The sequence below is a fragment of the Aurantimonas sp. genome (assembly GCF_964217435.1).
Taxonomy (GTDB): Bacteria; Pseudomonadota; Alphaproteobacteria; order Rhizobiales; family Rhizobiaceae; genus Aurantimonas; species Aurantimonas coralicida.
The window spans coordinates 28420-50947 of sequence record NZ_CAXPJM010000014.1; the positions used below are offsets into that span (position 1 = coordinate 28420).

Consider the following 22528-nt stretch of genomic DNA (forward strand, 5'->3'; position numbering starts at 1 on the left):
AAGGACATCTCGGTTTCTCCTATGTGAACCATTCGGCGCAAAAGAAAAGCGGCTGACCGGCGTGCCGGGCGCAGGCCTGGCGCGTCGGTCAGCCGCCGCGGGTGGAGAGAGCGAGGCCCGAAGGCCTCGCCATCATCGTCGGAAGGATCAGCTCTTGGCGATCGGCAGCGCCACGAAGCGGTTCTGCCCATTGGTCTGGAGCTGGAACAGCGCCGCCTTGCGACCGGATTCCGCAGCGGCGTCGATCGCCGACTGCACGTCCTTCTGGGTCTCGACCGTCTCGCCGTTCACCGCGATGATGATGTCGCCGGCCTTGATGCCCTTCTCGGAGGCCGAGGAATCCGGCTTCACGTCGGTGACCACGACACCCTCGCCGTCTTCCGACGGGGTCAGGGTCAGGCCGTAGCCCGACAGCGAGGACGGATCGACCGGAACGCCCGAACCGCGGGCCGAGGCGGCCTCGTCGAGGCTGGACAGATTGCCCAGTTCCACCGACACGTCCTGCGCCTTGCCGTCGCGCCAGATGGTCACGTCGACCTTGGTGTCCGGACGGTAATTGCCGATCATGCGAGCCAGCTCGCGCGGACCCTCGACCGTCTCGCCGTTGACTGCGGTGATCACGTCGCCGGTCTTGATGCCGGCCTTGGTCGCCGGGGTCTCGTTGTCCGGCAGGGTGACGATGGCGCCCTTCTCCTCGTCGAGGCCGACCGCCTCGGCGATGTCGTCGGTGACCGGCGCGATCTGCACGCCCAGCCAGCCGCGCTCGACACTGCCGTCCTCGCGCAGCGACTGGATGACGTCCTTGGCGACCGAGGCAGGGATCGCGAAGGCGATGCCGACATTGCCACCCGACGGCGAGAAGATCGCCGTGTTGACGCCGATGACCTTGCCGTCGAGACCGAAGGCCGGGCCGCCGGAATTGCCGCGGTTCACCGCCGCGTCGATCTGCAGGAAGTCGTCATAGGGGCCGGCGCCGATGTCGCGGCCGCGGGCCGAGACGATGCCGGCCGTCACCGAGCCGCCGAGACCGAACGGGTTGCCGACTGCCACGACCCATTCGCCGATGCGCACAGCGTCGTCGTCGCCGAACTCGACATAGGTGAACTTGGTGTTGCTCTCGTCGACCTTGAGCAGCGCGAGATCGGTGCGCGGATCGGTGCCGATCAGCTCGGCGTCGTACTCCGTGCCGTCATCCATGACGACCGTGTACTGGCTGCCGCCCTCGACCACGTGGTTGTTGGTCACGACGAAGCCGTCGTCGGAGATGAAGAAGCCCGAGCCCTGGCCCATGCGGGTACGCGGCTCGCGATCCGGGCGCATGCCGTTCGGGGCGTTGTCGCCGCCCGGCACGTCGAAGAAGCGGCGCAGCGGGTGATCTTCCGGCAGGCTGTCGAAGGGGCTACCCATCTGCGGGCCGCGGCCCTGCGACATGGTCGGGGTCACTTCCTGGGTGACACGGACGGAGACGACGGCGGGCGAGACCTTCTCCACCACGTCGGCAAAGCCGAAATTCTGGACCGGTGCCTCGACCTTCACCGGCTCGGCGAAGACCGGCACGGTGTTGCCGACGACGCCGGTCAGCGCGACGCTGGCGACGCCCGCGGCCAGAACGCCGGCAATCAGACCGCCACGCTTCGTCTTGTTCGCATCGTTGCGCATTGGAAACCCTCTTCGATTGGTCTTCGATCCCTGTGGCGCCGGCACGAGCCGTGCGCCATCGATGGATGCCAATCTAGGGATTGCCAGATTACGGGACCTTTTCGGGCGTGTGAAATCTTCGTAAGGTTGGCGCCCGGACGCCCGGAACCGTCAGCCGCGCGAGCGCGTCACCTCGGCGATCGCCGCTTCCTCTTCCGGCGAGAGCGCCGTCGGCGCCGTGGCCTGCCGACGGCCGCGCACGGTGATAATGGCAAACCCGATCCCGGCCAGAAGCACCACCACCGGCGTGCCCCACAGCGCCAGCGTCGCCCAGTCGAAGCGCGGCTTCAACAGCACGAACTCGCCATAGCGCGAGACCAGATAGTCGATGACCTCGTCATCCGTGTCGCCCGCCACCAGCCGCTCGCGCACCAGGAGCCGCAGATCCTTGGCGAGATCGGCATTGCTGTCGTCGATCGACTGGTTCTGGCAGACGAGGCAGCGCAGCCCGGTCGACAGTTGCCGCGCCCGCGCTTCCAGCGTCGGATCGCTCAGCACCTCGTCAGGCGTCACCGCGAATGCCGGTGCCGCGCCTTGTGGCCCGGCGATCACGAAGATGGAGAGCACGAGGCTCGCAGCGATGGCGCGCCAGCCCGGCCGGATCACGCTTCGGCTCCCGCTGCCAGCTGCCGCTTGCGGCTGCGCGCCGGCGCACCGACCCGCAGGCGCCGGTCGAACAGCGACACCGTGCCGCCCACCGCCATGAAGATCGCGCCGATCCAGATCAGCGTGATCAGCGGCTTCCACCAGACGCGCACGACGATCGACGCGCCATCCGGCGAGGGATCGCCCAGCGAGATGTAGAGCTGCGAGAACCAGCGTGTGTGGATGCCGGCCTCGGTCGTCGGCATCTGCCGCGCCGGGTAGAAGCGCTTGGCGCTTTCGATCGTGCCGGCATCGAGACCGTCGCGGCGCAGGGTGAACGTGCCCACCTGCTCCTCGTAATTCGGCCCCTGCCGCTGCTGGGCGCCCTCGTAGCGCACCTCGTAGCCGCCCGCATTCACCGTCTGCCCGGCCCGCATCGCGGTCACGGTCTCGGTCTGGAAGGCCGAGGCGGTGATCACGCCGAGCACCGTCACGCCGAGGCCGAAATGCGCCAGCACCGTGCCGAAGGCCGAGCGCGGGAGCCCGCGCATGCGGGCAAGACCCGTGCGCCAGCCGACCTTGGCGAAATTCGCCCGCACGAACAGATCGGTCAGGGCACCGGCCATCAGCCACACCGCGAGGCCGAAGCCGAGCGCCGCCAGGATGCGCGTGCCCGAGGTCAGCGCCACGGCGATGAGGATGGTCAGCATGGCCGCGCCGATGGCGAAATACAGACGCTGCGCCGCGGCCAGAAGGTCGCCGCGCTTCCACGCCAGCAGCGGGCCGAACGGCACGGCAAACAGCAGCGGCACCATCAGCGGGCCGAAGGTGAGGTTGAAGAACGGCTCGCCGACCGAGATCTTGGCGCCGCCCAGGACTTCCAGCACCAGCGGATAGAGCGTGCCGACCAGCACCGTCGCGGTGGCCGTCGTCAGGAACAGATTGTTGACGACCAGCGCGCCCTCGCGGCTGATCGGCGCGAACAGGCCGCCCGCCTCCAGCGACGAGGCGCGCAGCGCGAACAGCGCCAGCGACCCACCGATGAACAGGCACAGAATGGCGAGGATGAAGACACCGCGGGTCGGGTCGGTGGCGAAGGCATGCACCGAGGTCAAAACGCCCGAGCGCACCAGGAAGGTACCGAGCAGCGACAGCGAGAAGGTCAGGATCGCCAGGAGGATCGTCCAGATCTTCAGGGCCGAGCGCTTTTCCATCACCAGCGCCGAATGCAACAGCGCAGTGCCGGACAGCCACGGCATGAAGGAGGCGTTCTCCACCGGGTCCCAGAACCACCAGCCGCCCCAGCCGAGCTCGTAATAGGCCCAGTAGGAGCCCATCGCGATGCCGGCGGTCAGGAACACCCAGGCCGTCAGCGTCCAGGGCCGCACCCAGCGGGCCCAGGCCGCGTCGATGCGGCCGTCGATCAGCGCCGCCACGGCGAAGGAGAAGGCGATCGAGAAGCCGACATAGCCGAGGTAGAGCAGCGGCGGATGGATCGCGAGACCGATGTCCTGCAGGATCGGGTTGAGGTCCTGCCCCTCCATCGGCGCCGGAAAGACGCGGGTGAACGGGTTCGACGTGGTCAGGATGAAGAGCAGGAAGCAGGCGGTGATCCAGGCCTGCACCGCCAGCACATTGGCCTTCAGGCTGGCCGGCAGGTCGCGGCCGAACAGTGCCACCAGCGCACCGAACAGGCTGAGGATCAAGACCCACAGGAGCATCGAGCCCTCGTGGTTTCCCCACACGCCGGTGACCTTGTAGAGCATCGGCTTCAGCGAATGCGAATTCTGAAAGACGTTGAGGACCGAGAAGTCCGACGTCACATAGGCCGCCGTCAGGGCCGAGAAGGACAGCATCAGGAGAACGAAGGCACCGGTGGCGGTGATCGTGCCGGTTTCCATCATCCGGGCGTCGCCGCTGCGCGCGCCGATCGCCGGCAGCACCGACTGCACCAGCGACAGGGACAGCGCCAGGATCAGGGCGTAATGGCCGATCTCGACAATCACGAGCCGGCCCCCGACGTCTGCGTCACCACGGCCTCGGGCGTGTCCTTGTTCACCATGCCCTTGCCGTCCTCCCAGAGCCCGCGCTCCTTCAGGTCGTCGACGACCTCCTTCGGCATGTAGGTCTCGTCATGCTTGGCCAGCACCGTGTCGGCGATGAAGATGCGGTCAGGCCCCAGCGTGCCTTCGGTGACGACGCCCTGCCCTTCGCGAAACAGATCCGGCAGGAGCCCGGTATAGGCGACCTCGACGCTCTCCAGCGAGTCGGTCACCTTGAAGCTGACATGCTGCGAGCCGTCGCGCACGACCGAGCCGGCCTCCACGAGACCCCCAAGCCGGATGCGCTGGCTCTGCGCAGGCGCCTTGGCGACGATGTCGCTCGGCGAATGGAAATAGGCGACGCTGTCGGACAGTGCGGTCAGGACGAGCGCGGCCGCGCCGCCGATGACGACGAGGATCGTGGCGATCGAGGCGAGGCGCTTCTGCTTGCGGGTCATTGTGTCTGCGTCTCTCCCTCGGCGGTCAGCCCAAGCTCGTCGCCGAAAGCGGCGATTTCCCGGCCGGCGGCGGAATCGGCGGCAAAGGTCCGGCGCGCCGTGCGATAGGCCGCGCTCGCCGCCTCGTCGTCACCGAGGACGGTATAGGACCGGATCAGGCGCTTCCATCCTTCCACATCGTTCGGGTCGGTTTCCAGCCGGGCGGCAAGCTGCGACACCATGCCCTCGATCATCGCCCGGCGATCCTCCGCCGCCATGTCGGCCGCGGCCGCGATGTCGGCTTCGCCGGGCCCGCGCGCCGGCGCCGCGGTTCCGGCGTCCGCCGTCGCAGCTGCCGGCGGCGCTTCACCGCGCGCATCGGCGATCGCCGCATTGGCGATTTCCAGCCACGGCGCATCCGGCGGGCTCATCTCGACGAGCTGCGTCCAGGCGGTCACCGCCTCGTCGCGGCGCCCTTCCTGCGACAGGTTCAGCGCCAGGAAGAACTTCGCCGGCAGATGCGCGGGATTGGCGGCCACGGCCCGTTCGAAGGCGGCCTGCGCCTCATCCGTCACCTCGCCGCCGGCAAGCTGCGTCAGCGCCTCGCCCAGTCCGCTTTCGCGGGCGGCCGACGAACCGTTGAGGCGAATACCGTTGCGAAAGGCCTCGGCCGCATCCTCGACGCGGCCGATCCGCAGATAGATCGGCGCCAGCACATCCCAGCCGCGGCCATCCTCCGGCTCGGCGCGCAACCGTTCCTCGGCGCCCGCGATCAGGGTCTGGATGTCGCCGGGGCCGCTCGTCGGCGCGCTGCGTCCGGCCAGCGGCACATCGGGGCGCCCCGCGCCGCCGAGTTGGGCATACAGCACCACCGAGCCGATCGGCACGAGGAGCGCGACCGCCACGATGGCGGCCAGCATGCGCGGCCGCTGCCACGACGCGGTGCCGGCTTGGCTCTCGCTTTTGCCGCGATCGGCGGCCCGCAGCAGGCGCCGGCCGATCTCCGCCCTTGCGGTCTCGGCCTCGGCGGGCGCCATCGCCCCGCGCGCCACATCCGCGTCGAGCTCGCGCAAGTGCGCGGAATAGACTTCCACGTCGTGCTCGGCACGACTGGCCAGATGCTCCTGCCGGGAGCGCAGCAGCGGCCACAGCGAGAGAAGCGTGACGGCCGCCGTCATCACGGCGGCGATAAACCAGAAGATCATGCCATCCCTATACTCACGGCGACGGCCAAAGGAAACGCGGCCTTCGGCCTCGCCCGCCCTCTGCGGCGAAGCAGGTCGACCGCGCGCCGCATGATCGTCAGACCACCGGCTTCCAGAAGCCGCTGGCCGTCCGGCAGGCGGTTCCCACCGCCTTCACCGCCGGCGATTCGCCCTGGAACACATGCGAATAGCCCCGGCAGTCCTGCGAACCGACGCGGTAGAGCTGGGTCGGCACGACCTCGCCGCTGTAGCCGTCGGCGTTCCATGCGACCGGCTGTCCGGCCGTGGCGAAGTTCAGTGCCTGGAATTCCGCTTCCAGCGCCCGGGCGCGGGCGTCCTCCGGCAGCGTCCGGCCCACCGGATCCTGCCCGATCAGCCCGCCGTCCAGCGCCGCGACGCCCTCGGTCGGCGGCGACAGGGTTCCGCCGCCGAACCCGGCGCTCAGGCAACCGGACACGGGAAGCGCCAGAACCGGAACCAGAAGCTTCAAGACAATGCGCATATGATCCATCCGAATACGGCAGGCCCGTCGCAAGACTGCGCCAGGGAAGGCCTGTCGGAGATCATGGGTCTTGCCCGGCATGTCAAGCGGCCAGGCCGCCCGGCGCGCGGGGAAGCGTCACCGTGGCTTTCAGGCCACCCAGTTCGGAGCGGCCGAGATCCAGGACGCCGCGATATTCGCGCACCATGTCGAGAACGATGGACAGGCCGAGCCCGCTGCCGGGCGTCGCCTCGTCGAGCCGCGTGCCGCGCTTCTTGGCCTCGACGATCTGTTCCGCCGTCAGCCCCGGCCCGTCATCCTCGATGCTCACCGAGACACGGTCGGCGCCCGTCGCCTCGGCCGAAACGCGGATACGGGCCTTCGCCCATTTCCCGGCATTTTCCAGGAGATTGCCGGCGATCTCTTCCAGATCCTGCTTCTCGCCGGCAAAGACCAGATCGGCCGCCGCCTCCGCGTCGAAATCGAGGTCGATGCCCGGATTGAGCTTGGCGACGACCCGCACCAGCCGCTCCAGCGTCGGCGCCACCGGCGTGCGGAACACGCCGCCCTCGCTCTGCGCCGCCACCCGCGCCCGGTCGAGATAATGCTGCACCTGCTGGCGCATCCGCTCGGCCTGGTCGCCGATCACCTGGCCGCGCTCACGGCCCATCGCGCTCGCCTCGTTGACGAGGACGGCGATCGGCGTCTTCAGCGAATGGGCGAGGTTGCCGACCTGGGTGCGCGAGCGCTCGACGATGCGGCGATTGTTGTCGATCAGCGCATTCATCTCGACCGCCAGCGGCTCGATCTCGATGGGGAAGCGCCCCTCCAGCCGCTCCGCCCGGCCCGTCCGAACGTCGCTCAGCGCCGCGCGCACTGCCCGCAGCGGCCCCAGCCCGAACAGGATGGCGAGACCGTTGACCAGCACCGTCCCCAGCCCGACGGCGCCGAGATAGAGGGTGAGGATGCGGTCGAACTCGCCGATTTCGGCGGCCACGACGCTGGCATTGCCCATCACCCGGAACCGCGCCGCATGGTTCTGGCTGTCGAGCACGACCTCGGTCTCGATGATCCGCAATTGCTCGCCGTCGAGGCCGTCGGCATCGTAGCTGCGCCGATAGGCGGCGTCGAAGGGCACCTGCGCAGTCGCGGTCGGCGGAACGTCGAGGATCCCCAGCGAGCCGGAACTCAGCCGTCCCTGCGTGTTGGCGCTGGCCGGCACGACCTCCCAGTACCAGCCCGACAAGGGCTGCAGGTAGCGCAGGTCGCCAAGATCGGGCGAGCCCGACAGATAGCCGGAATCGCCGACGCTGACGCTGTTGACGAGATTGTAGAGCTGCGCCGTCAGGAGGTCCTCGAACCCCTTGCGCGCGGTCCGCTCGTACAGCGTCGAGATCAGCCCGCCGGCCACCGCGAAGGCGACCATCGCCCAGACGCTCGACAGCAGGATGACCCGGGCGGTGAGTGACCTAACCGCCGGTGCCGCCATCATGCATCCTGTAGCCCTGCCCGCGGACGGTTTCGATCAGCTCGGCGCCGCCGAGCTTCTTGCGCAGCCGCCCGACAAACACCTCGATGGTGTTGGAGTCGCGGTCGAAATCCTGGTCGTAGAGATGCTCGATCAATTCGGTGCGCGAGACGATCTGGTCCTGATGGTGCATCAGATAATCGAGCAGGCGATATTCGTGGGAGGTCAGCTTCAGCGCCGTGCCGTCGAGCGTCACCCGGGCCGCGCGCGTATCGAGCCGCAGCGGCCCGCAGTGGATCTCCGAAGAGGCATGACCGGCCGCCCGGCGGATCAGCGCCCGCAGCCGCGCCAGCACTTCCTCCACATGGAACGGCTTGGTGACATAGTCGTCGGCGCCCGCGTCGATGCCGGCGACCTTGTCGCTCCAGCGGTCGCGGGCGGTCAGGATCAACACCGGCATGGTGCGGCCGTCGCGCCGCCAGCGCTCCAGGACGCTGATGCCGTCCATCAGCGGCAGGCCGACATCCAGCACCACCGCGTCATAGGGTTCGGTATCGCCGAGAAAATGCCCCTCCTCGCCGTCCATCGCCTTGTCGACCACGTAGCCGGCGCCGTTCAGCGCCTCGACCAGCTGGCGGTTCAGTGTCTGGTCGTCCTCCACGACGAGTATCCGCATGCGGATCGTCCCCTCTCTGCAATTCGTCCGGCATCGCTCGAAGCCGGATCGCGCGCTTGCCCGGCCGGACCCAGCGCTGCCCGGCCTACGGGCGAATGGTCACCGTCGTCTTGCGCGGGCGGCCGCCATCGGTGCCCGGCACCAGCACCGTCACGACGCAGACCGTCTGGCCGCCTTCGGTGCGGGTCGAGACCGACAGCACTTCGCCGCCGGTCTGCGCCGCGGCCTTGGACCCGGCGCTCGAGCAATCGGCCTGGGCGAGGCGCACCAGACCGTCCGTCACCGGCGCCGCCCGGCGGAGCTGCTGCGGCCAGTCGCCCGCACCGTCACGCGCGGCAACGGGCCCGGCGCCCAGCGTCAGGGCGGCGAGAAACACAAGAAAGATGGTACGAATTCGGGTCATGGATTGCCCAGCTAGATCGGAACGCCACCGGCCACAGACATGGCAGCCGACCCCTTCCTAGCAAGGTCTCGCTGAACCGCCCATGAATGATGCCGGTTCGCGCGCAGATTCCGGCAGTCTCCGGCGCGCCGAACCGCCACGCATCCGGCACGGACGCGTGGCGGCTCCGGCCGCAGCCGCGCCGCTATCGCAGGGTCTTCTGCGCCGCCAGCCGACCGAGGATCGCGACCACCGCTCCGATTGCTGCGGCGCCGTTGGTCAGCGACAGCACCAGCGTCTCGCTGGTGGCCGCGTCGATCTCGACGCCGACCATCCCGCCGACGCCGGCGACCAGCGCCACCAGCCCTCCCCAGATGCTGCGCGACTGGTACCAGGGTTTTGCATCACTCATCTCGCCTCTCCTCCTGTTGCCTCGATTTGCCGGGTCAGCCCGGACGGATGAAGGTCTGGACGGATGGGGTTCCGTCGCCCCAGACCGGGCTCGTCTGGGCTACGGTCACCGTCACCGTCGCCGGCAGCGCGCCGAAGGCGGCGTGCTGTTCCGCCGCCGTGACTGCCAACGCCGGCAACTCGGTCTGCCGGGAAAGAACCGCCCCTGATCCGTCGCCGATCTCGACGCTGTAGAGTTCGCGTTCCTCGCCCAGCGGCACGTCGAGCCCGTCCCAGCCGTCGCCGCCGATCCGCGTCCGCCGGATCCACGCCAGCGCCAGCGCGCCGTCCGGCTGGAATTGCGCGCGCAGATGCACCGGCGACAGCGGCCGCACCGAGCGTGCCCCCAGGGTGGCGGGCAGTGTGACGACCGCCGGATCGTCGGCGAGCCGGCCGAGCGGCGATACGCGGATCGTCAGGTCGCGCCCGACCTCGCCGGTGCCAAGGCCCAGCGCTTCGCAGGCCGCATCGAGCAGCACGAAGGCCGCCCCCGGCGCGGCTCCCGCCGCCATCGCATCCTCGGTGCCGCCCTGCGCCCGCAACAATCTGCTCAGCTCGAAGACCTGCGGCGCGGTCTCGGTAGCGCTGGCGAATTGCAGCACCTCCCAGGCGCCCGACGCGCTCTCAACGGCGCAGAGATTGCCGCCATCGAGCAGCGCTCCCTCGTCGATCGAGGACAGCGCGCCGCGATGCAGCCGCACGACCAGCCGACGCCCGCGGTCGAGCACACCGCGGGGGCCGGCTTCCAGCGCTTCGATCAGCGCCCCGGTCGTCGCCGCACGGGTGGCGATGCTGCGTGTGTCGAAGCCGTCGCCCGTACGCGACACGCCGACGGCATAGCCCGCGAAAGGCCTCGCGTGGATCGCGAAGCGCGCGCCGGCGATGGCGTCGCCGCCTTCCGGCAGCGGCAGGTCGAGCAGATGCACCAGCGGCCGCGAGGCACCGAGCGGCACCAGCGGCCCCGGCCCCGGCGGCGGCTTCCCCTGGTCGGGATAGGCGCGCCGCCGTGGCGGCAGCAGCCGCGCTTCCACCTGACGGGCGAGCCCCGTCTCGATCCGGGTGATCAGCCAGGCCCCGTCCCGGCCGTCGAGCCGCACCGTATCGCCGGCCTCCAGCGCCAGTTCCGATGTCGCGGTCCCGAAGCGCGCGGTCTCGGCATGCCTGCCCATTTCCGCCAGCATCGCGGCCGCCAGCTCCCGCGCATGGGCTTCATCCAGCACCACCGGCAGTTCGACGATCTCCTTGCGCGGCCGGTCGGCGCTCGCCCGCACCGCCTCGGCGGCGCTCGGCTGATAGGCCCGCGCCGGATCGAGATAGCCCAGCGAGACCTCCTGCGCCCGCTCGCTCGCATCGGCCCGGCGCAGTTCGACATAGGGCCCCTCCCCGTCGGCAAAGGCGGTGATCGCCGCTTCGGGCCGCAGCCGGGCCAGCGAGCGGAGCACCAGCCGGCCCGCCGCCATATGGCCGACCGTCCCGGTGAGCCGCATCAGCTCTTCCAGCGCCTGGCGGGCCGAGCTGGGCCCGCCCGCGACAAAGCCGGTCACGACCGCATCCACCGCCGAGACGTCGAAATCGGCAATGCCGTGATCGCGCAGGATCGCGGCAAACAGCGCATCCGCCGGAGCGTTCGCCAGCCGGCCGCTCAGCCAGTGGCCGCGCCGCCAGTTGTCGCCATCGGCCCAGACATCGGATCGCTCGGGAAAGGCTGGATAGGGTCGCGCATCCCATGTCCACAGATGGATGGCGTCCGGCGCCACCATCCGCTCGCCATAGACCGGCGAGACCGGGTTGGCCGCCGCATCGAAGACTGGCGAGGCCGGGTCCCAGTGCTCCAGATGCGCCTCGACGAAGCGGCGCTGGGCGAGATCGTCGCGGCCCCCCGCCGAGAAATGCGGCGTATGGCTTTCCGACGATTTCTGATCAACGAAGACATTCGGCTGGTTGGCGCCCTTGTCGATCGCCGGGCAGCCGAGTTCGGTGAACCAGATCGGCTTGCCCATCGGCACCCAGGGCGAGGTTCCGGCGATCTCCACGCCGCCGCGCCGCTCGACATGCGGGTTCGCCCACCACCCCGCCAGATCCTTGGCGCGATAGACCCAGGGCTTGCCATGGGCGCCGTCGGTGATCGGCGTGCGCAGCCCCGCCGCGCGGTCGCCCGCGCTGGCATAGTACCAGTCGAAATATTCGCCACCGGCGATGCCGCTCCGCAGCGCCGCCCGGTCGTATTGCGAAGGCGTTTCGTCCGCCGCCGCATCCTCGCCTGCGTCCCGCAGATCGGCGAGCGGCAGGTAATTGTCGATGCCGACCACGTCGATCGCCGGCGAAGCCCAGAGCGGATCGAGATTGTAGAAGACGTCGCCCGAACCATCCGCCGGCTGGTAGCCGGCATACTCGCTCCAGTCCGCCGCATAGGTCACGACCGCGCTAGGCAGCATCGCCTTTACGGCCCCGGCAATGGCGATCAGACCCTCGACGAAGGGAAACGCCCCGGTCTCGTCGCGGATGCGGGTCAGGCCACGCATTTCAGAGCCGATGACGAAGGCGTCGACGCCGGCCATGGCGGCCAGCGTCGCCTGATGGAAGATCATCCGCCGATACGACCATTCCGCCGGCCCCGCATAGACGACCTCTCCGCCCGCGACGGAGAAATGCTCCGGCCCCGCCGTGCCGAGAAAGGCCGCGATGGCGGTGCGGGCCGCGGCCGTGCCGTCGGTCGAGCCGGCCCGGCCCGGTTCCAGATCCAGCGTCATCCGCCCACGCCAGGGAAACGCCGCCTGTTCGCCTGCCCCATAGGGGTCGGGCAGGCCGTTGCCCGGCGGCACGTCCATGAGGACGAAGGGATAATAGGTGACGGCCAGCCCCCGCGCCTTCAGATCGGCGATCGCCCGCGAGACGCCCCGGTCGCCCGGCGTACCGCCGAAGGCCGGCCCGCCATCGACGCGGCTGACCAGCCGTGCCCCACCGCGACCGACGCCGCCTGCCCGCCATTCCTCGGTCTCGTCACGCGTGCCGATCTCGATCCCCGGCCGCAAGGTGCAGTGTCCCGCCCGCAGATCGTCGCCGAACCAGGACACCACCAGCGCCGCCCGCTCCAGCGCCGGGCACAGCGCCTCCAGCTCGTCCAGCGACGCGGTCCAGTCACTCGGTCCGAACAGCATGTTGCGGTTGACCAGCCGGTCCTCGCCCGGTCCAAGCCGCTCGCGCACCGGCAGCGGATCGAGCCCGTGCTCGCTGGCGCCGGGAATGATGGTGACGGCACGGATCTGCGCTTCCATCTGCCCGACCGGACGCAGGATCTCGCATGTGATCTGCGGCAGCCGGTTGCCCCAGCGCTCCAGCGGCAGCCGCTCGAAGACGAGATAGGCGAGCCCCCGATAGGCCGGCGCATTGCCCGCCCCCTGCCGCGCCTCGATCAGCGGATCGGGCGCCTGGATCTCGTTCCCCGGATAGACGCGGTGGACGACCTGCTCGCGGTCGATCTCCTCGCCATCGGCCCAGATCCGGCGGATGCCGGCGATCGGCCCCTCGCACAGGCCGACGGCGACATTGCCGTAATAGCTGTAGGTCGTGCTCTCGACCTTCGGGCCGCCGCCCTTGCCGCCGCGCCGCTCGGTGGCCGAATCCTCCTCGAAGCGCGTCGCCCAGATCACCTGCCCCGCCACCCGCGCCGTGCCGTAGAGCCGTGGAATGCCGGCGCCCTCGTCGGCGCCCATGATCCGGCTTTCCGTCAGCCGCGGGCCTTCCGTCCGCTTCGTCGTGCCGAACAACGCCGCGTCGATCGAGGCGCCCGCCAGGGCACCGGCCGCGCGGCCGAGCACCGCGCCGAACGGCCCGCCCAGCACACCGCCGACGAGACCGCCGGCCGCCTGCAACAGGATCGTCGCCATGGTCTACTCCGGAAAGCGAAAGACGCCGGCAATGCAGCGCGTCCAGGCATGCGGCATCGGCGAGGAAACGACCGAAGCGCCCTCATAGGCGTGGATCAGACGATCCTCTGCGTCGAGAATGCCGCAATGGGTGGTCGGCGCGCCGACCCGCCAGCGAAACAGGAGGACATCGCCGGGCCGCGCATCGGCGCTGGCGATCTCCCGCAGATGCCGCCGCGCACCCTCCAGCAGCCGATCCGGCCCCGAGCGCGTCGCCCAGTCGACCCGGTAGGGCCCCGGATCCTCGGGCTCGGCGCCATGCAGCTCGCGCCAGACCCCGCGGAGCAGGCCGAGGCAGTCACAGCCGACGCCCCGCCGGCTGCCCTGATGGCGATAGGGCGTTCCCAGGAAGCCGCGCGCCACGATCAGCGCCGGCGGCAACTCCGCATCAACGGCCGGCCCGCCACCATCAGCAGCAGCCTCGTGCGGGTCCGCCTGCTCCGTGCTCATGGCACCACCGGCGCGCCGTCATGGCGTCCGTCGCTCTTGGCGATGGCCAGCGCCGCATCGCCGCCCGGCATGTGCGGAAAGCCGCGAAAATTCACCGCATTGCCGAACCGGTCGCGGCAGGTGGCAAAGCGCTTGTCGCAGCCCTGCACCAGTCGCACCGCGTCCCCAGGCAAAGGCGTCGCCCCCGGCGCCTCCGCCAGCACCAGCGTCACCGTCCCCTCGCCGCCCGCCATGGCCGAGACGATGTCGGCCCCGAGCCCCTCGGCCATTCCGCCCAGCATTGTCAGCCGGCCGTTCTGGAACAGCGCCGGCGCACCGCCGAGCGTGTCGGCGACGACCATCCGCGATCCCTCGCCGCCCACGACAGTCGTCTCGATCGTGTAGGGCGCCACCGCGGCCGCGAAGCCGCAGCGCGCATCGCCGAACACCGCATCGCATCGCCGCCGGTAGATCCGCCCCCGCACCCGGTCGAGCTGTGCCGCGACGCCGCGCAGTTCGGCGGCAAAGCCGGTCTCGCCCCGCTTCACTTCGCCCAGTTCCGCGACATCGACGAGGACGTGATCCTCCGGGCTCTGCCAGTTCACGACGAAGGTCTCGATCCGCGCCGCGTCGTAGCGCCCTGCCCGGATGTCGGCCTCGTCGATGGCAGCGGAATCCAGCGCCCCCTCGACCTCGCGGCTGGCCGCCGCCAGCCCCAGCATCTCCTCGGCCTCGCTGCCGGTCAGGCCCGTCGCCGCCTCGAAGCGGGTCCCGGCAAGAACCAGCGCCGCATCGTGATCAGTGAAGCCCAGCACTACGCCGTCCCGGCGGGTCAGGCGCCAGCAATGGGCGAGCGTCGTCTGCGGTCCCTGCAGATGCGTCGCCAGTCCCGGGGGAATCGGTCTCACAGGCGCACCTCGATCAGCGGGATGGACGGGATTTCCCCGGCCTCGGAGGCCGCGAGGTTCACGGTCAGCTGGTCCATGTCGAACCGCACCGGCACATCGAAATCGTAACCGGCGGTGATCGCCGCGCCCTCGGCCGGCGGGGCGGCGAAGGTGACGATCCCGGTCACCGGGTCGACAGCCATCCCCGCCGCGACCTCGCTCCCGTCCACTGCGATCCGGACCGTCTCCCCCGCCGGCTTGGCGATCGGCCGGACATAGGCGTCGGCGCCCAGGCCATAGCGCTTGACCAGCGCAAATTCCGTCGTCACGCCATCGCCCACACCGATCGCCTGATCGAGGGCGCTTGGGCTCCCCCCATGGGCGCAGGACCGCCAGTCCAGCGGATCGCGAAAGCGGAACCCCGTCAGCCGGCCCCGGCGCGCCTCGAAGAAATCCAGCACCGCCACCAGATCGGCGAGACTGCGCACGCCCGACCCCGCGTCGTAGCGGCGCACGGAATGGCGGTGGCGCTGGTTGCGATGTTCGAAGCCGGTCGACAGCCGCACGATCTCCGTGCGCCGCTCCGGCCCGCCACTGGTCCCGAAGGACACGCGCAGCGGAAACCGCGCCTCGCTGAAGGCTTCGATTGCCATGGTCACAATCCCCGCCGGCCGCGGCTGGCGGCCCGCGCCAGCATCGCCTGGATCTGCGCCTCGGACCGTTTGAAGCTCGTCGCATCGGGCGTCGTCACGTTGAACACGATGGACGGGCCGGCCGGCGCACCGGTGCTCGCCACCCCCAGCGTTCCGTCGGCGCCGCGCTGCAGCGGCAGGATCGCCTCTGCCCCCGCCTCGCCCATCAGCCCCAGCTTGCCGGCCGTCGGAAAATAGCTCGGCGCGGCGACCACGCCGCCCTTGGCGAAGGGCACGATGCCGGTCGCGGCGGGCACGCCGCCATCGCCACCCAGCCCGCCCAGCACATTGCCAAGGACGTTCGCCGCCTGATCCGTCAGCGGCTTCAGCGCGGCATCCAGCGCGATCGTCGAGATCCGCTGGCCGAGCTGGCGCAACACGCCGTCGAGCGAGCGCCCGCCCGTCACCGCGCCCTTCATCGCCGACGCGATCGCCGAGCCGAAGGAATTGGCGCGCTGCGTCAGGTCCCCCATCGCCTGCTCGAACCCGCTGGTATCGGCGACGATCGCGACGTTCATGGTCTCGTCCGGCTCCATCCTGTCACCTCGTCAGTTCGAAGAATCCCGGTCGGGAAAGCGCCGCATCAGGGCAATCAGCGCGGCGCGTGCGGGCGCCTCGCCCGCCACGGTGCCGAAGGGCGCCAGCGCTGCCGCCAGCTCGCGCGGCGTCGCGGCCCAGAATGCGCGCGGCGACAGGCGCAGCAGGCCGAGCCCCGCCTGCATCGCCTCGCTCCAGGGAAATGCCGTGCCGGGCGCCGGTCGATCCGGCACGGCGTTCAGGGGTTTGGCGGGGCCGGCTCCGTCTCCTCGCCCGGCGTGCCGAAGGCCGCGGCCAGCAATCGCGCGGCAACCGTCGCCGCGCCCGCCGCCCCTCCGTCGATCCGCATGGCCCCCATTTCGGCCTCGCTGACATCCGCGCCGCCACCGCGCAGACCCGCCGCCAGGATCCGCGTCAGGTCGCGGGCCGACAGCCGGCCGGTGCCGAAGCGCTCCACCAGCCCGGCCAGGCTGTCCGCCGCGAAGGCGTCCTCCAGTTCGGCCAGCGCCCCCAGCGTCAGGCAGAGCGTGCGCTCGCGCCCGTCGATGATCGCCGGCACCTCGCCGCGATGGCGATTGACCGCCATCGTCAGACCGCCACGAAGGCCAGCGCGCCGGCCGATTCCAGCGTCGCCTCGAAGGTGATCTCGCCATTGTGCTCGCCGGCATATTCCAGCGCCGTCAGCTGGAACGGTCCGGTAATCGTGCCGAATTCCGGGATCGCCACCTGATACGGCACGATGTCTCCGGCGAAGAACACCTGCCGCAGACTGGCGTCCGAGGCGGCATCTTTGAAGATGCCCGATCCCGACAGCGACGCCCGCTGCACCCCGGCCCCGCCCAGGAGTTCGCGCCAGCGGCCGGCGCTCTCGGCGTCGGTGATGTCCACCGTCTCGGCGTTGAAGGCGATCCGCCGGGTCCGCAGCCCCGCCACGGTGACGAAGCTCCCGTCCCGGTTTTCGTCCATCTTCAGGAGAAGGTCCTTGCCTCTTTGTGCGGCCATTCGCGTCGTCCTTTCCGCCCCGGTGCCAGTGGGCACCGGCCAAAGAAAAGGGCGGCCCCGAAAGACCGCCCGTGTCGATGTCGCTTGAGTGTCTGCGGGAGATGCCCCGCTCCGGCTGGCGGTCAGGCCAGCGGTTCGGTCACCGCCCGGAACCGCAATATGCCGTGATAGGTGGCCGAGTCCGGTTCCTGCCGTGCCTCGGCAAATTGCAGTTGCAGATTGACCAGGTGGTGGCCCTCCAGCGGCAGATGCGCGTCGTTCAGCCGGCCGGCCACCTTGTCCATGATCTCGTAGGTCTCGGCCTTGCCGCCACCCTTCGCCCAGACATGCAGGGTCAGGATGTGCTCGGAGCCGTCCTCGGTCCCGGTCGACCAGTCCACCACCGCCGTGCGGCCGAGCGTCAGATATGGAAAGCTTGCATGTTCCGGTCTGCGGTCGAACACTTTCGGCCCGCCCAACAAAGATGTCAGCGATGGGTCGGCGGTCAGCGTCTCGAAGATCGTCGTCTGGAGTTCGGCACTGGGATGCGCCATGTCATCCTCCTCGCTCACGGATGTCTACAAGATGATATATGGCGTGCCCTTGCGTCCGCCAGACGAACTGCGACCTCTTATGCCTCGTCGCGCACAAGTGATCGCGCTGGCCCGCAAGATCAGACCGTCGCCGGCGAGCCCCACGCATCCCGCAGATCGTCGCCAGGCCCCGTATCGCCCTCGTCCAGCGTCCCGAGATGCCGCGGCATGTTCGAGGTCGACGGCCAGCTCCCCGCCGGCACGGTCGAGCGCGGGCGCCCCGGCCGGCGACCCGCGCGCACCAGCCGTTCGAGCGGCAGGCGGCTGCGCAGCCGCCGGATCTCCACCGCAATCCGCATCACGCCTCCTCCTCGCACCGGCACACCAGAAAGCGCCCCGTCTCGTCCGGATCGTGCACCGAGGCGATGACGAGGCGCCGCGTCCCGATGCCGAAGGCGCGCCCGCGCACCACCTCCCCGCTCGAACGGCAGATCACCCGGTGCGTGATCGTCGCCTCTTGTCGGTCGAACCGCTCGCGCGCCGCCACGGTCACCGGCTCCACATGCACCGACAGCTCCCGAATTTCCGTCCAGCGCGTCGCCGCGCCGCCGGCGCCGTCCGGCTCCGCTTCGGGCGCCAGCAGCGCCGCGCGCTTGCGCAGCAGCCCCGGATCGAGGAACAGGGGCGCCATCAGATCCGCACCCGCCGATAGGGCGCGATCAGCGACCGCGCGAGCTCCGGCATCACCGCCGGCTGCTGCCCGGGATCGACCGCCGCCCGCATCTCGTAGGATGCCGCGACGATCACCAGGAGCGCGGTTCGCAGATTCTCCGGCACCGCACCAGCCGCAAATCCCGCCTCGAACTCCACTTCGACGCCGTTCACCGCCGCCGCCCGCACGCCCGGCGACACCCGGATCGCCTCCACTCCCAGCGCCCGCTCGACGATCGCCTCGCCCGCATCGAACATCACGGGCACTCCGCCCGAGGCGTAGGCGGTCACGCCGGTGATCGCCCCCATCGGCCGGCGGGCGATCTCCACCCAGCCGTCGGCCGGCACCGGATCGAGCGCCAGCCGGAAGGACCGCTGCACCAGGACCAGCCCGGCCATCGCCTCGATGGTCTCGCGCGCCGCGCGGATCAGCGCGGCAATCAGATCGTCCTCGTCGTCCCGGTCGATCCGTGCCCAGGCCTTCGCCTCGGCCACGCTTGCCGGCTCCTCGGCCCCGCCGAGCCCCAGATCGATGATCGTCATCCGTCCCTCCGCCAAAGCAAACGGCCGGGCGTCTGCCCGGCCGTCATCCGTCTCGCCGCTCAGCCGCCCTTCAGGCGGCGAAGTCGAGGAACTTGGCGGCGTCGAAGTCCTGGATGCCGCCACCGACCCGCTTGGTCGTGTAGAAGAGGACGTAGGGCTTGGCCGAATAGGGATCGCGCAGGACCCGCACGCCCTGCCGGTCAACGACCAGGTAGAAGCGGCCGAAATCGCCGAAGGCGATCGCCTTCGCGTCCGCGGCGATATCCGGCATGTCCTCGGCCTCGACCGTCGGAAAGCCCATCAGCGTCGCCCGCGCCCCGGCGCTGGCCGGCGGCTGCCACAGATAGTTGCCGTCGCCATCCTTCAGCTTGCGCACGCTCGCCTGGGTGCGGCGGTTCATCACGAAGCTGGCGTTCTGCCGGTAGCCGGCCTTCAGCGCATAGACGAGGTCGAGCAGGCTGTCGGCCGCCTCGCCCGGCGCAAAGCCGCCGTCGGCGCCGGTCGCCACCGTGCCCACCGAGCCCCAGGCCCAGGCGCCCTCGTCCACCGTCGGATAGGTCATGAAGCCCTTCGGCTTGGCCACGCCGTCGCCATTGACGAAGGCCGCGCCCTCCTGCGCCGCGAAGGCCTGCTCGACCTCGTCGCCGATCCAGCGATCGATATCCACCGCCGCATCGTCGAGCAGCGCGTTGGTCGCCGCTGGCATGGCGTAGAGTTCCATCGTCGGAAAGGCGAGTTCGGCGAGCTGCGGTGCGGTGGTCTGCGGCCGGGCATCGGCCTCGCCGACCCAGCCGGTCTGCGCGCCGTCGATCGCGAAGGGCTTCTTCAGCACGGCCGCCGAGACCATGCGCACCGTCGCGATGGCCCGGATCGGCGAGATCGCCGCCAGCCGCCGGCCGATCTCGGTCTCGGTCTCGTCCGGCACCAGGAAGCCGCCATCGGCGCCGGTCAGGCTCGACATCGCCTTTTCCTCGAGCCGCCGCAGCCCCTGCTCGTCGCCGCCGCGCACATAGCGCTCGAAAGCGCTGCGATGCTCGCTCGGCCCGGCCGCAGGCCGGCGTTCGCCCCCGCCAAGCGCCGGCCGCGCCTCCTTCAGGATCAGCCGCTCGACACGCCGCTCCTGCTCGTCGAGGCTCCTGGAAATCCGATCGACCTTCTCCTCGGTCAGGATGTCGGCGCTCATGCGCTTCTCGATCTCGCCCAGGCGCTCGTCATTGGCCTCGCGAAAGCTCTCAAAGGCCTGCATGAATTCGTGGAAGGCCGCTCCGGCCTCCGGCGCATGCGCCTTGGTCTCGAGGGACGGATGGGAATGGTCGCTCATGCGGATTCTCCGTTTCGCTTCTGAAGAGTTCAGATGTCAGTCGGCAAAGCCGGTCGCGGTCAGGGCGCGCCGCGGGGCGGCATGATCCGCCGCGCTGGCCACGCCCGCAAACAGGCGCGCCCGCTCCTGCATCGGGAAGGTCACCAGCGAGACCTCCCACAGATCGATGGTCACCAGCCGCCGCCGGGCTGTGCCGGCGCCGCGGCGCGCGAGCCTGGTGCGAAAGCCGATGGACAGGCCGTCCAGCGCCCCCGCCGCGATCAGCCCGGCCGCCTCGCGCCCGGCCGCCGTCGCCAGCGCCAGGGCGCCCTCGACATAAAGACCGGTGCGGTCCTCGCGCACATGGTGCCAGCGCCCCACGGGCCGGCCGGGATCGTGCTGCGAGAGCATGGCGATGCCGGCCATGCCCCGGCGCAGGACCGAGGCGGCAAAGGCCCCCGGCTCGATGATGTCGCCGGCGAGATCCGTCTCGCCGAAGATCGCCGCATAGCCGCGGATCGCCCCGTCCTCGGTCGCGCCGGGCGCCGTGCGGGCGCGCAGCCCGCCGGTCATCGCTTTCTCCACGGCCGGTTCTCGCCGCCGCGAAACAACCCGTCGGCAAAGCGCGACAGCACGCCCAGCGCCCACCAGGCGCACAGGCTCGCCGAGGCCGACCCCCATCAGCGCCAGCTCCATGGCGCTCAGCGTCTGGCCGAGGTCGAGATGCTCGGCCAGCATCAGCCCGGCCGGCGGGCCGAACACCACGCCGGTCACCATGCCGATCAGGAAGCGCGACGCCGCCTCGCGCCGCCCCTTGGGCAAGAGATAGGCGACCGAGATCGCCGACCCGGCCGCCGCGCCGAGGATCTTCGACGCCCAGAGCGCCAGAACGGACACGGGTTCGACGTTCATCGGCACCTCCATGGGATGGTCGCGCGCCGGCCGGCCCGCTCTCAAGGACCCCGGCACATGTCATGTCTGTCGATTACAGAAGACGTCTCGGGTGTTTCCCGAACCGCCGGATGCCGGTTTCGGCCACGCAGCAACAGCGCCCACCCAAGCGGCGGGCCGCGCGGGAAAACCGCGCGGCCCCATCAGCCGTCGGGCGCGATCAGGCGATCCACCAGAACACGATGCCCCAGAACACCAGGCACACGAGCAGCAGGATCAGCCCGGCCCTGGCGCAGCCAATGGCGCCATCGTCGTCTTTCACGGCGGGCTCCTCTCGCATTCATCGAAGCCGCGACACTGCAGCTACAGACAGGCACGAGAAGGATGGCCGCATGGTTTCCACGGGCTTACCTCGCCCGGTGGTTAGCCAGGACTTAACCAAGTGTCGCGATTGCTCCGGGACGCCTCACACCTCGGCGCCGTACCCCACCGCCTCGCGCTTTTCGGAGCGCGACAGGAAGTCCGCCGTCCCCACCCGCGCCCACAACGCCTCGCGTTCGGCGCTCAGCCCCTCGACCCGGTCGAGATCCTGCGCCAGCCGCAGGTCGGGCGCGCCGAAATGGCCGCCCAGCCAGTCGCCGATCGCCCCGGCCAGGCGTCCCGCCAGCGGCAGCACCGTCAGCCGGAAGAAGGCGCGGTTGGCCTCGGCATAATTCGCATAGGTCAGGTCGCCGGGGATCCCCAGCAGCATCGGCGGCACGCCGAAGGCCAGCGCGATGTCCCGCGCCGCGCCGTTGCGCGCCTCGATGAAATCCATGTCCTTGGGCGACAGCGCCATCGCCTTCCAGTCGAGCCCGCCTTCCAGCAGCATCGGCCGCCCGGCCCGCGCCGCCCCGGCATAGCCGCTTTCGAGCTCGGCCTTCAGCCGGTCGAACTGCTCGGGCGCCAGATTGCCCCCGTCGGCCGGCTGATAGACCAGCGCCCCTGACGGCCGGGCCGAATTGTCGAGCAGCGCCTTGTTCCAGCGCGACGCCGCATTGTGCAAATCGAGCGCCGTCTGCGCTGCCGCCAGCGGCGAATAGCCCGCCGTTTCGGCAAGCGGATGGAACAGCCGCACGTGCAGGAGCGTCGCCGGCCGCTCGCCATTCCCCTCAGCCGCGATCCGGCGCACCGCGTGGCCGGCGCGATATTCATAAGCCTCCGGCCAGCCATCGCTGCCCTCGACGATCCGCACCCGGTCCGGCCGCAGCGCATGCAGCGCCCGGATCTCGCCGTCGATGCCGGTCGCCTCCAGATAGGCGTTGCCCGACAGGAGCAGATGCCCGCACAGGGTCTCGGTCAGGCTCTGGCCGTCGCTGGCCGGGTTCGGTCGGCGCAGAAGGTCGAGGATCGGATGCGCCGTGACCTCCCGGCTGCCCTCGTAGAGCAGCATCGGGATCGCCGCCGCGGTCTCGGCAATCAGCCGGACCGAGCGATAGACCACCGGGTTCTGCATGAAGCCCGCCCGCGCCAGCCCCTCATAGCCGCGCTCGCTCCATCCGCCCGGATCGCCGCCGCCCGAAAACACCAGCGCCCCGCCGGCAGACCCCACGCCCTTTCGCTCCCCCGGCACCGCCGCACGCGCATCGCTCCCGCCGCCGAGCCAGTCGGCGATCGTCCGTGCCAGTCCCATGA

Annotated in this window: 25 protein-coding genes; all 25 read right to left on the reverse strand. The window is 70.3% G+C overall.

Annotated elements, in window-relative coordinates; all coding sequences use genetic code 11:
- Positions 1-147: 147 nt before the first annotated feature.
- Positions 148-1659 carry a Do family serine endopeptidase gene (locus ACEQX1_RS07365; protein WP_370196661.1) on the reverse strand — a complete coding sequence of 504 codons (1512 nt, stop codon included), beginning with the start codon at positions 1657-1659 and terminating at the stop codon, positions 148-150.
- A 150-nt stretch (positions 1660-1809) separates the two neighbouring features.
- Positions 1810-2304, reverse strand: coding sequence for a cytochrome c-type biogenesis protein CcmH (locus tag ACEQX1_RS07370; RefSeq protein ID WP_370193529.1), 495 nt, complete (start codon positions 2302-2304; stop codon positions 1810-1812).
- Positions 2301-4289, reverse strand: coding sequence for a heme lyase CcmF/NrfE family subunit (locus ACEQX1_RS07375; RefSeq protein WP_370196662.1), 1989 nt, complete (start codon positions 4287-4289; stop codon positions 2301-2303). Before ACEQX1_RS07375 ends, ACEQX1_RS07370 begins: the two co-directional genes overlap by 4 nt.
- Positions 4286-4783 carry a cytochrome c maturation protein CcmE gene (gene ccmE, locus ACEQX1_RS07380; protein ID WP_228238865.1) on the reverse strand — a complete coding sequence of 166 codons (498 nt, stop codon included), beginning with the start codon at positions 4781-4783 and terminating at the stop codon, positions 4286-4288. The genes ACEQX1_RS07375 and ccmE overlap by 4 nt, the downstream gene beginning before the upstream one ends.
- Positions 4780-5967 (reverse strand): c-type cytochrome biogenesis protein CcmI, encoded by a 1188-nt coding sequence (gene ccmI / locus ACEQX1_RS07385; RefSeq protein WP_370196663.1) that lies wholly within the window; start codon positions 5965-5967, stop codon positions 4780-4782. The genes ccmE and ccmI overlap by 4 nt, the downstream gene beginning before the upstream one ends.
- 97 nt (positions 5968-6064) lie before the next feature.
- The gene (locus ACEQX1_RS07390) at positions 6065-6469 is read right to left on the reverse strand and encodes a hypothetical protein (RefSeq protein WP_024348718.1); all 405 of its coding nucleotides are present in this window, start codon (positions 6467-6469) and stop codon (positions 6065-6067) included.
- Positions 6470-6551: 82 nt separating this feature from the next.
- The gene (locus ACEQX1_RS07395) at positions 6552-7940 is read right to left on the reverse strand and encodes an ATP-binding protein (protein ID WP_370193532.1); all 1389 of its coding nucleotides are present in this window, start codon (positions 7938-7940) and stop codon (positions 6552-6554) included.
- Entirely contained in the window at positions 7918-8592 is a 675-nt protein-coding gene (locus tag ACEQX1_RS07400) for a response regulator transcription factor (RefSeq protein ID WP_009208915.1), read from the reverse strand. The genes ACEQX1_RS07395 and ACEQX1_RS07400 overlap by 23 nt, the downstream gene beginning before the upstream one ends.
- An 85-nt stretch (positions 8593-8677) precedes the next feature.
- Positions 8678-8995, reverse strand: a complete 318-nt coding sequence (locus ACEQX1_RS07405; protein ID WP_370193533.1) for a hypothetical protein — start codon at positions 8993-8995, stop codon at positions 8678-8680.
- 184 nt (positions 8996-9179) lie between these two features.
- On the reverse strand, positions 9180-9386 hold the full coding sequence (locus ACEQX1_RS07410) for a hypothetical protein (RefSeq protein ID WP_024348722.1): 207 nt from the start codon (positions 9384-9386) through the stop codon (positions 9180-9182).
- A 34-nt stretch (positions 9387-9420) separates the two neighbouring features.
- Complete coding sequence (locus ACEQX1_RS07415; RefSeq protein WP_370196664.1) at positions 9421-13311, reverse strand: glycoside hydrolase/phage tail family protein; 3891 nt, start codon at positions 13309-13311, stop codon at positions 9421-9423.
- Between the two features lie 3 nt (positions 13312-13314).
- A complete protein-coding gene (locus tag ACEQX1_RS07420) occupies positions 13315-13800 on the reverse strand; it encodes an NlpC/P60 family protein (RefSeq protein ID WP_370193496.1) in 486 nt (161 codons plus the stop codon).
- Entirely contained in the window at positions 13797-14687 is an 891-nt protein-coding gene (locus ACEQX1_RS07425) for a DUF2163 domain-containing protein (RefSeq protein WP_370196665.1), read from the reverse strand. The genes ACEQX1_RS07420 and ACEQX1_RS07425 overlap by 4 nt, the downstream gene beginning before the upstream one ends.
- Positions 14684-15319, reverse strand: coding sequence for a TIGR02217 family protein (locus tag ACEQX1_RS07430; RefSeq protein WP_370196666.1), 636 nt, complete (start codon positions 15317-15319; stop codon positions 14684-14686). The genes ACEQX1_RS07425 and ACEQX1_RS07430 overlap by 4 nt, the downstream gene beginning before the upstream one ends.
- 2 nt (positions 15320-15321) lie before the next feature.
- Positions 15322-15876 carry a phage tail tape measure protein gene (locus ACEQX1_RS07435; RefSeq protein WP_370196667.1) on the reverse strand — a complete coding sequence of 185 codons (555 nt, stop codon included), beginning with the start codon at positions 15874-15876 and terminating at the stop codon, positions 15322-15324.
- Between the two features lie 30 nt (positions 15877-15906).
- The gene (locus ACEQX1_RS07440; protein WP_370196668.1) at positions 15907-16080 is read right to left on the reverse strand and encodes a rcc01693 family protein; all 174 of its coding nucleotides are present in this window, start codon (positions 16078-16080) and stop codon (positions 15907-15909) included.
- A 53-nt stretch (positions 16081-16133) separates the two neighbouring features.
- Positions 16134-16481, reverse strand: a complete 348-nt coding sequence (locus tag ACEQX1_RS07445; RefSeq protein ID WP_370196669.1) for a gene transfer agent family protein — start codon at positions 16479-16481, stop codon at positions 16134-16136.
- 2 nt (positions 16482-16483) lie between these two features.
- Positions 16484-16897: a phage major tail protein, TP901-1 family gene (locus ACEQX1_RS07450; protein ID WP_370196670.1), complete on the reverse strand. Its 414-nt coding sequence runs from the start codon at positions 16895-16897 to the stop codon at positions 16484-16486.
- Positions 16898-17019: 122 nt separating this feature from the next.
- Positions 17020-17430 (reverse strand): DUF3168 domain-containing protein, encoded by a 411-nt coding sequence (locus ACEQX1_RS07455; protein WP_024348730.1) that lies wholly within the window; start codon positions 17428-17430, stop codon positions 17020-17022.
- Between the two features lie 119 nt (positions 17431-17549).
- Positions 17550-17771: a hypothetical protein gene (locus ACEQX1_RS07460; protein ID WP_370196671.1), complete on the reverse strand. Its 222-nt coding sequence runs from the start codon at positions 17769-17771 to the stop codon at positions 17550-17552.
- Positions 17768-18100, reverse strand: a complete 333-nt coding sequence (locus ACEQX1_RS07465; RefSeq protein ID WP_370195485.1) for a phage head closure protein — start codon at positions 18098-18100, stop codon at positions 17768-17770. Before ACEQX1_RS07465 ends, ACEQX1_RS07460 begins: the two co-directional genes overlap by 4 nt.
- On the reverse strand, positions 18100-18663 hold the full coding sequence (locus ACEQX1_RS07470) for a head-tail connector protein (protein ID WP_277027126.1): 564 nt from the start codon (positions 18661-18663) through the stop codon (positions 18100-18102). Before ACEQX1_RS07470 ends, ACEQX1_RS07465 begins: the two co-directional genes overlap by 1 nt.
- A 70-nt stretch (positions 18664-18733) precedes the next feature.
- The gene (locus ACEQX1_RS07475; protein WP_370196672.1) at positions 18734-19984 is read right to left on the reverse strand and encodes a phage major capsid protein; all 1251 of its coding nucleotides are present in this window, start codon (positions 19982-19984) and stop codon (positions 18734-18736) included.
- Between the two features lie 36 nt (positions 19985-20020).
- On the reverse strand, positions 20021-20875 hold the full coding sequence (locus ACEQX1_RS07480; protein ID WP_370196673.1) for an HK97 family phage prohead protease: 855 nt from the start codon (positions 20873-20875) through the stop codon (positions 20021-20023).
- Between the two features lie 445 nt (positions 20876-21320).
- On the reverse strand, positions 21321-22526 hold the full coding sequence (locus ACEQX1_RS07485; protein WP_370195489.1) for a phage portal protein: 1206 nt from the start codon (positions 22524-22526) through the stop codon (positions 21321-21323).
- Positions 22527-22528 lie beyond the last annotated feature (2 nt).

Bases quoted from the DNA above. Each gene is read 5' to 3' on its own strand.
- ACEQX1_RS07365 (WP_370196661.1), bottom strand. From the start codon at position 1,659: ATGCGCAACGATGCGAACAAGACGAAGCGTGGCGGTCTGATTGCCGGC.
- ccmE (WP_228238865.1), bottom strand. From the start codon at position 4,783: ATGACCCGCAAGCAGAAGCGCCTCGCCTCGATCGCCACGATCCTCGTC.
- ccmI (WP_370196663.1), bottom strand. From the start codon at position 5,967: ATGATCTTCTGGTTTATCGCCGCCGTGATGACGGCGGCCGTCACGCTT.
- ACEQX1_RS07390 (WP_024348718.1), bottom strand. From the start codon at position 6,469: ATGCGCATTGTCTTGAAGCTTCTGGTTCCGGTTCTGGCGCTTCCCGTG.
- ACEQX1_RS07395 (WP_370193532.1), bottom strand. From the start codon at position 7,940: ATGATGGCGGCACCGGCGGTTAGGTCACTCACCGCCCGGGTCATCCTG.
- ACEQX1_RS07400 (WP_009208915.1), bottom strand. From the start codon at position 8,592: ATGCGGATACTCGTCGTGGAGGACGACCAGACACTGAACCGCCAGCTG.
- ACEQX1_RS07405 (WP_370193533.1), bottom strand. From the start codon at position 8,995: ATGACCCGAATTCGTACCATCTTTCTTGTGTTTCTCGCCGCCCTGACG.
- ACEQX1_RS07410 (WP_024348722.1), bottom strand. From the start codon at position 9,386: ATGAGTGATGCAAAACCCTGGTACCAGTCGCGCAGCATCTGGGGAGGG.
- ACEQX1_RS07415 (WP_370196664.1), bottom strand. From the start codon at position 13,311: ATGGCGACGATCCTGTTGCAGGCGGCCGGCGGTCTCGTCGGCGGTGTG.
- ACEQX1_RS07420 (WP_370193496.1), bottom strand. From the start codon at position 13,800: ATGAGCACGGAGCAGGCGGACCCGCACGAGGCTGCTGCTGATGGTGGC.
- ACEQX1_RS07430 (WP_370196666.1), bottom strand. From the start codon at position 15,319: ATGGCAATCGAAGCCTTCAGCGAGGCGCGGTTTCCGCTGCGCGTGTCC.
- ACEQX1_RS07435 (WP_370196667.1), bottom strand. From the start codon at position 15,876: ATGAACGTCGCGATCGTCGCCGATACCAGCGGGTTCGAGCAGGCGATG.
- ACEQX1_RS07440 (WP_370196668.1), bottom strand. From the start codon at position 16,080: ATGCAGGCGGGGCTCGGCCTGCTGCGCCTGTCGCCGCGCGCATTCTGG.
- ACEQX1_RS07445 (WP_370196669.1), bottom strand. From the start codon at position 16,481: ATGGCGGTCAATCGCCATCGCGGCGAGGTGCCGGCGATCATCGACGGG.
- ACEQX1_RS07450 (WP_370196670.1), bottom strand. From the start codon at position 16,897: ATGGCCGCACAAAGAGGCAAGGACCTTCTCCTGAAGATGGACGAAAAC.
- ACEQX1_RS07455 (WP_024348730.1), bottom strand. From the start codon at position 17,430: ATGGCGCATCCCAGTGCCGAACTCCAGACGACGATCTTCGAGACGCTG.
- ACEQX1_RS07465 (WP_370195485.1), bottom strand. From the start codon at position 18,100: ATGGCGCCCCTGTTCCTCGATCCGGGGCTGCTGCGCAAGCGCGCGGCG.
- ACEQX1_RS07470 (WP_277027126.1), bottom strand. From the start codon at position 18,663: ATGACGATCATCGATCTGGGGCTCGGCGGGGCCGAGGAGCCGGCAAGC.
- ACEQX1_RS07475 (WP_370196672.1), bottom strand. From the start codon at position 19,984: ATGAGCGACCATTCCCATCCGTCCCTCGAGACCAAGGCGCATGCGCCG.
- ACEQX1_RS07480 (WP_370196673.1), bottom strand. From the start codon at position 20,875: ATGAACGTCGAACCCGTGTCCGTTCTGGCGCTCTGGGCGTCGAAGATC.
- ACEQX1_RS07485 (WP_370195489.1), bottom strand. From the start codon at position 22,526: ATGGGACTGGCACGGACGATCGCCGACTGGCTCGGCGGCGGGAGCGAT.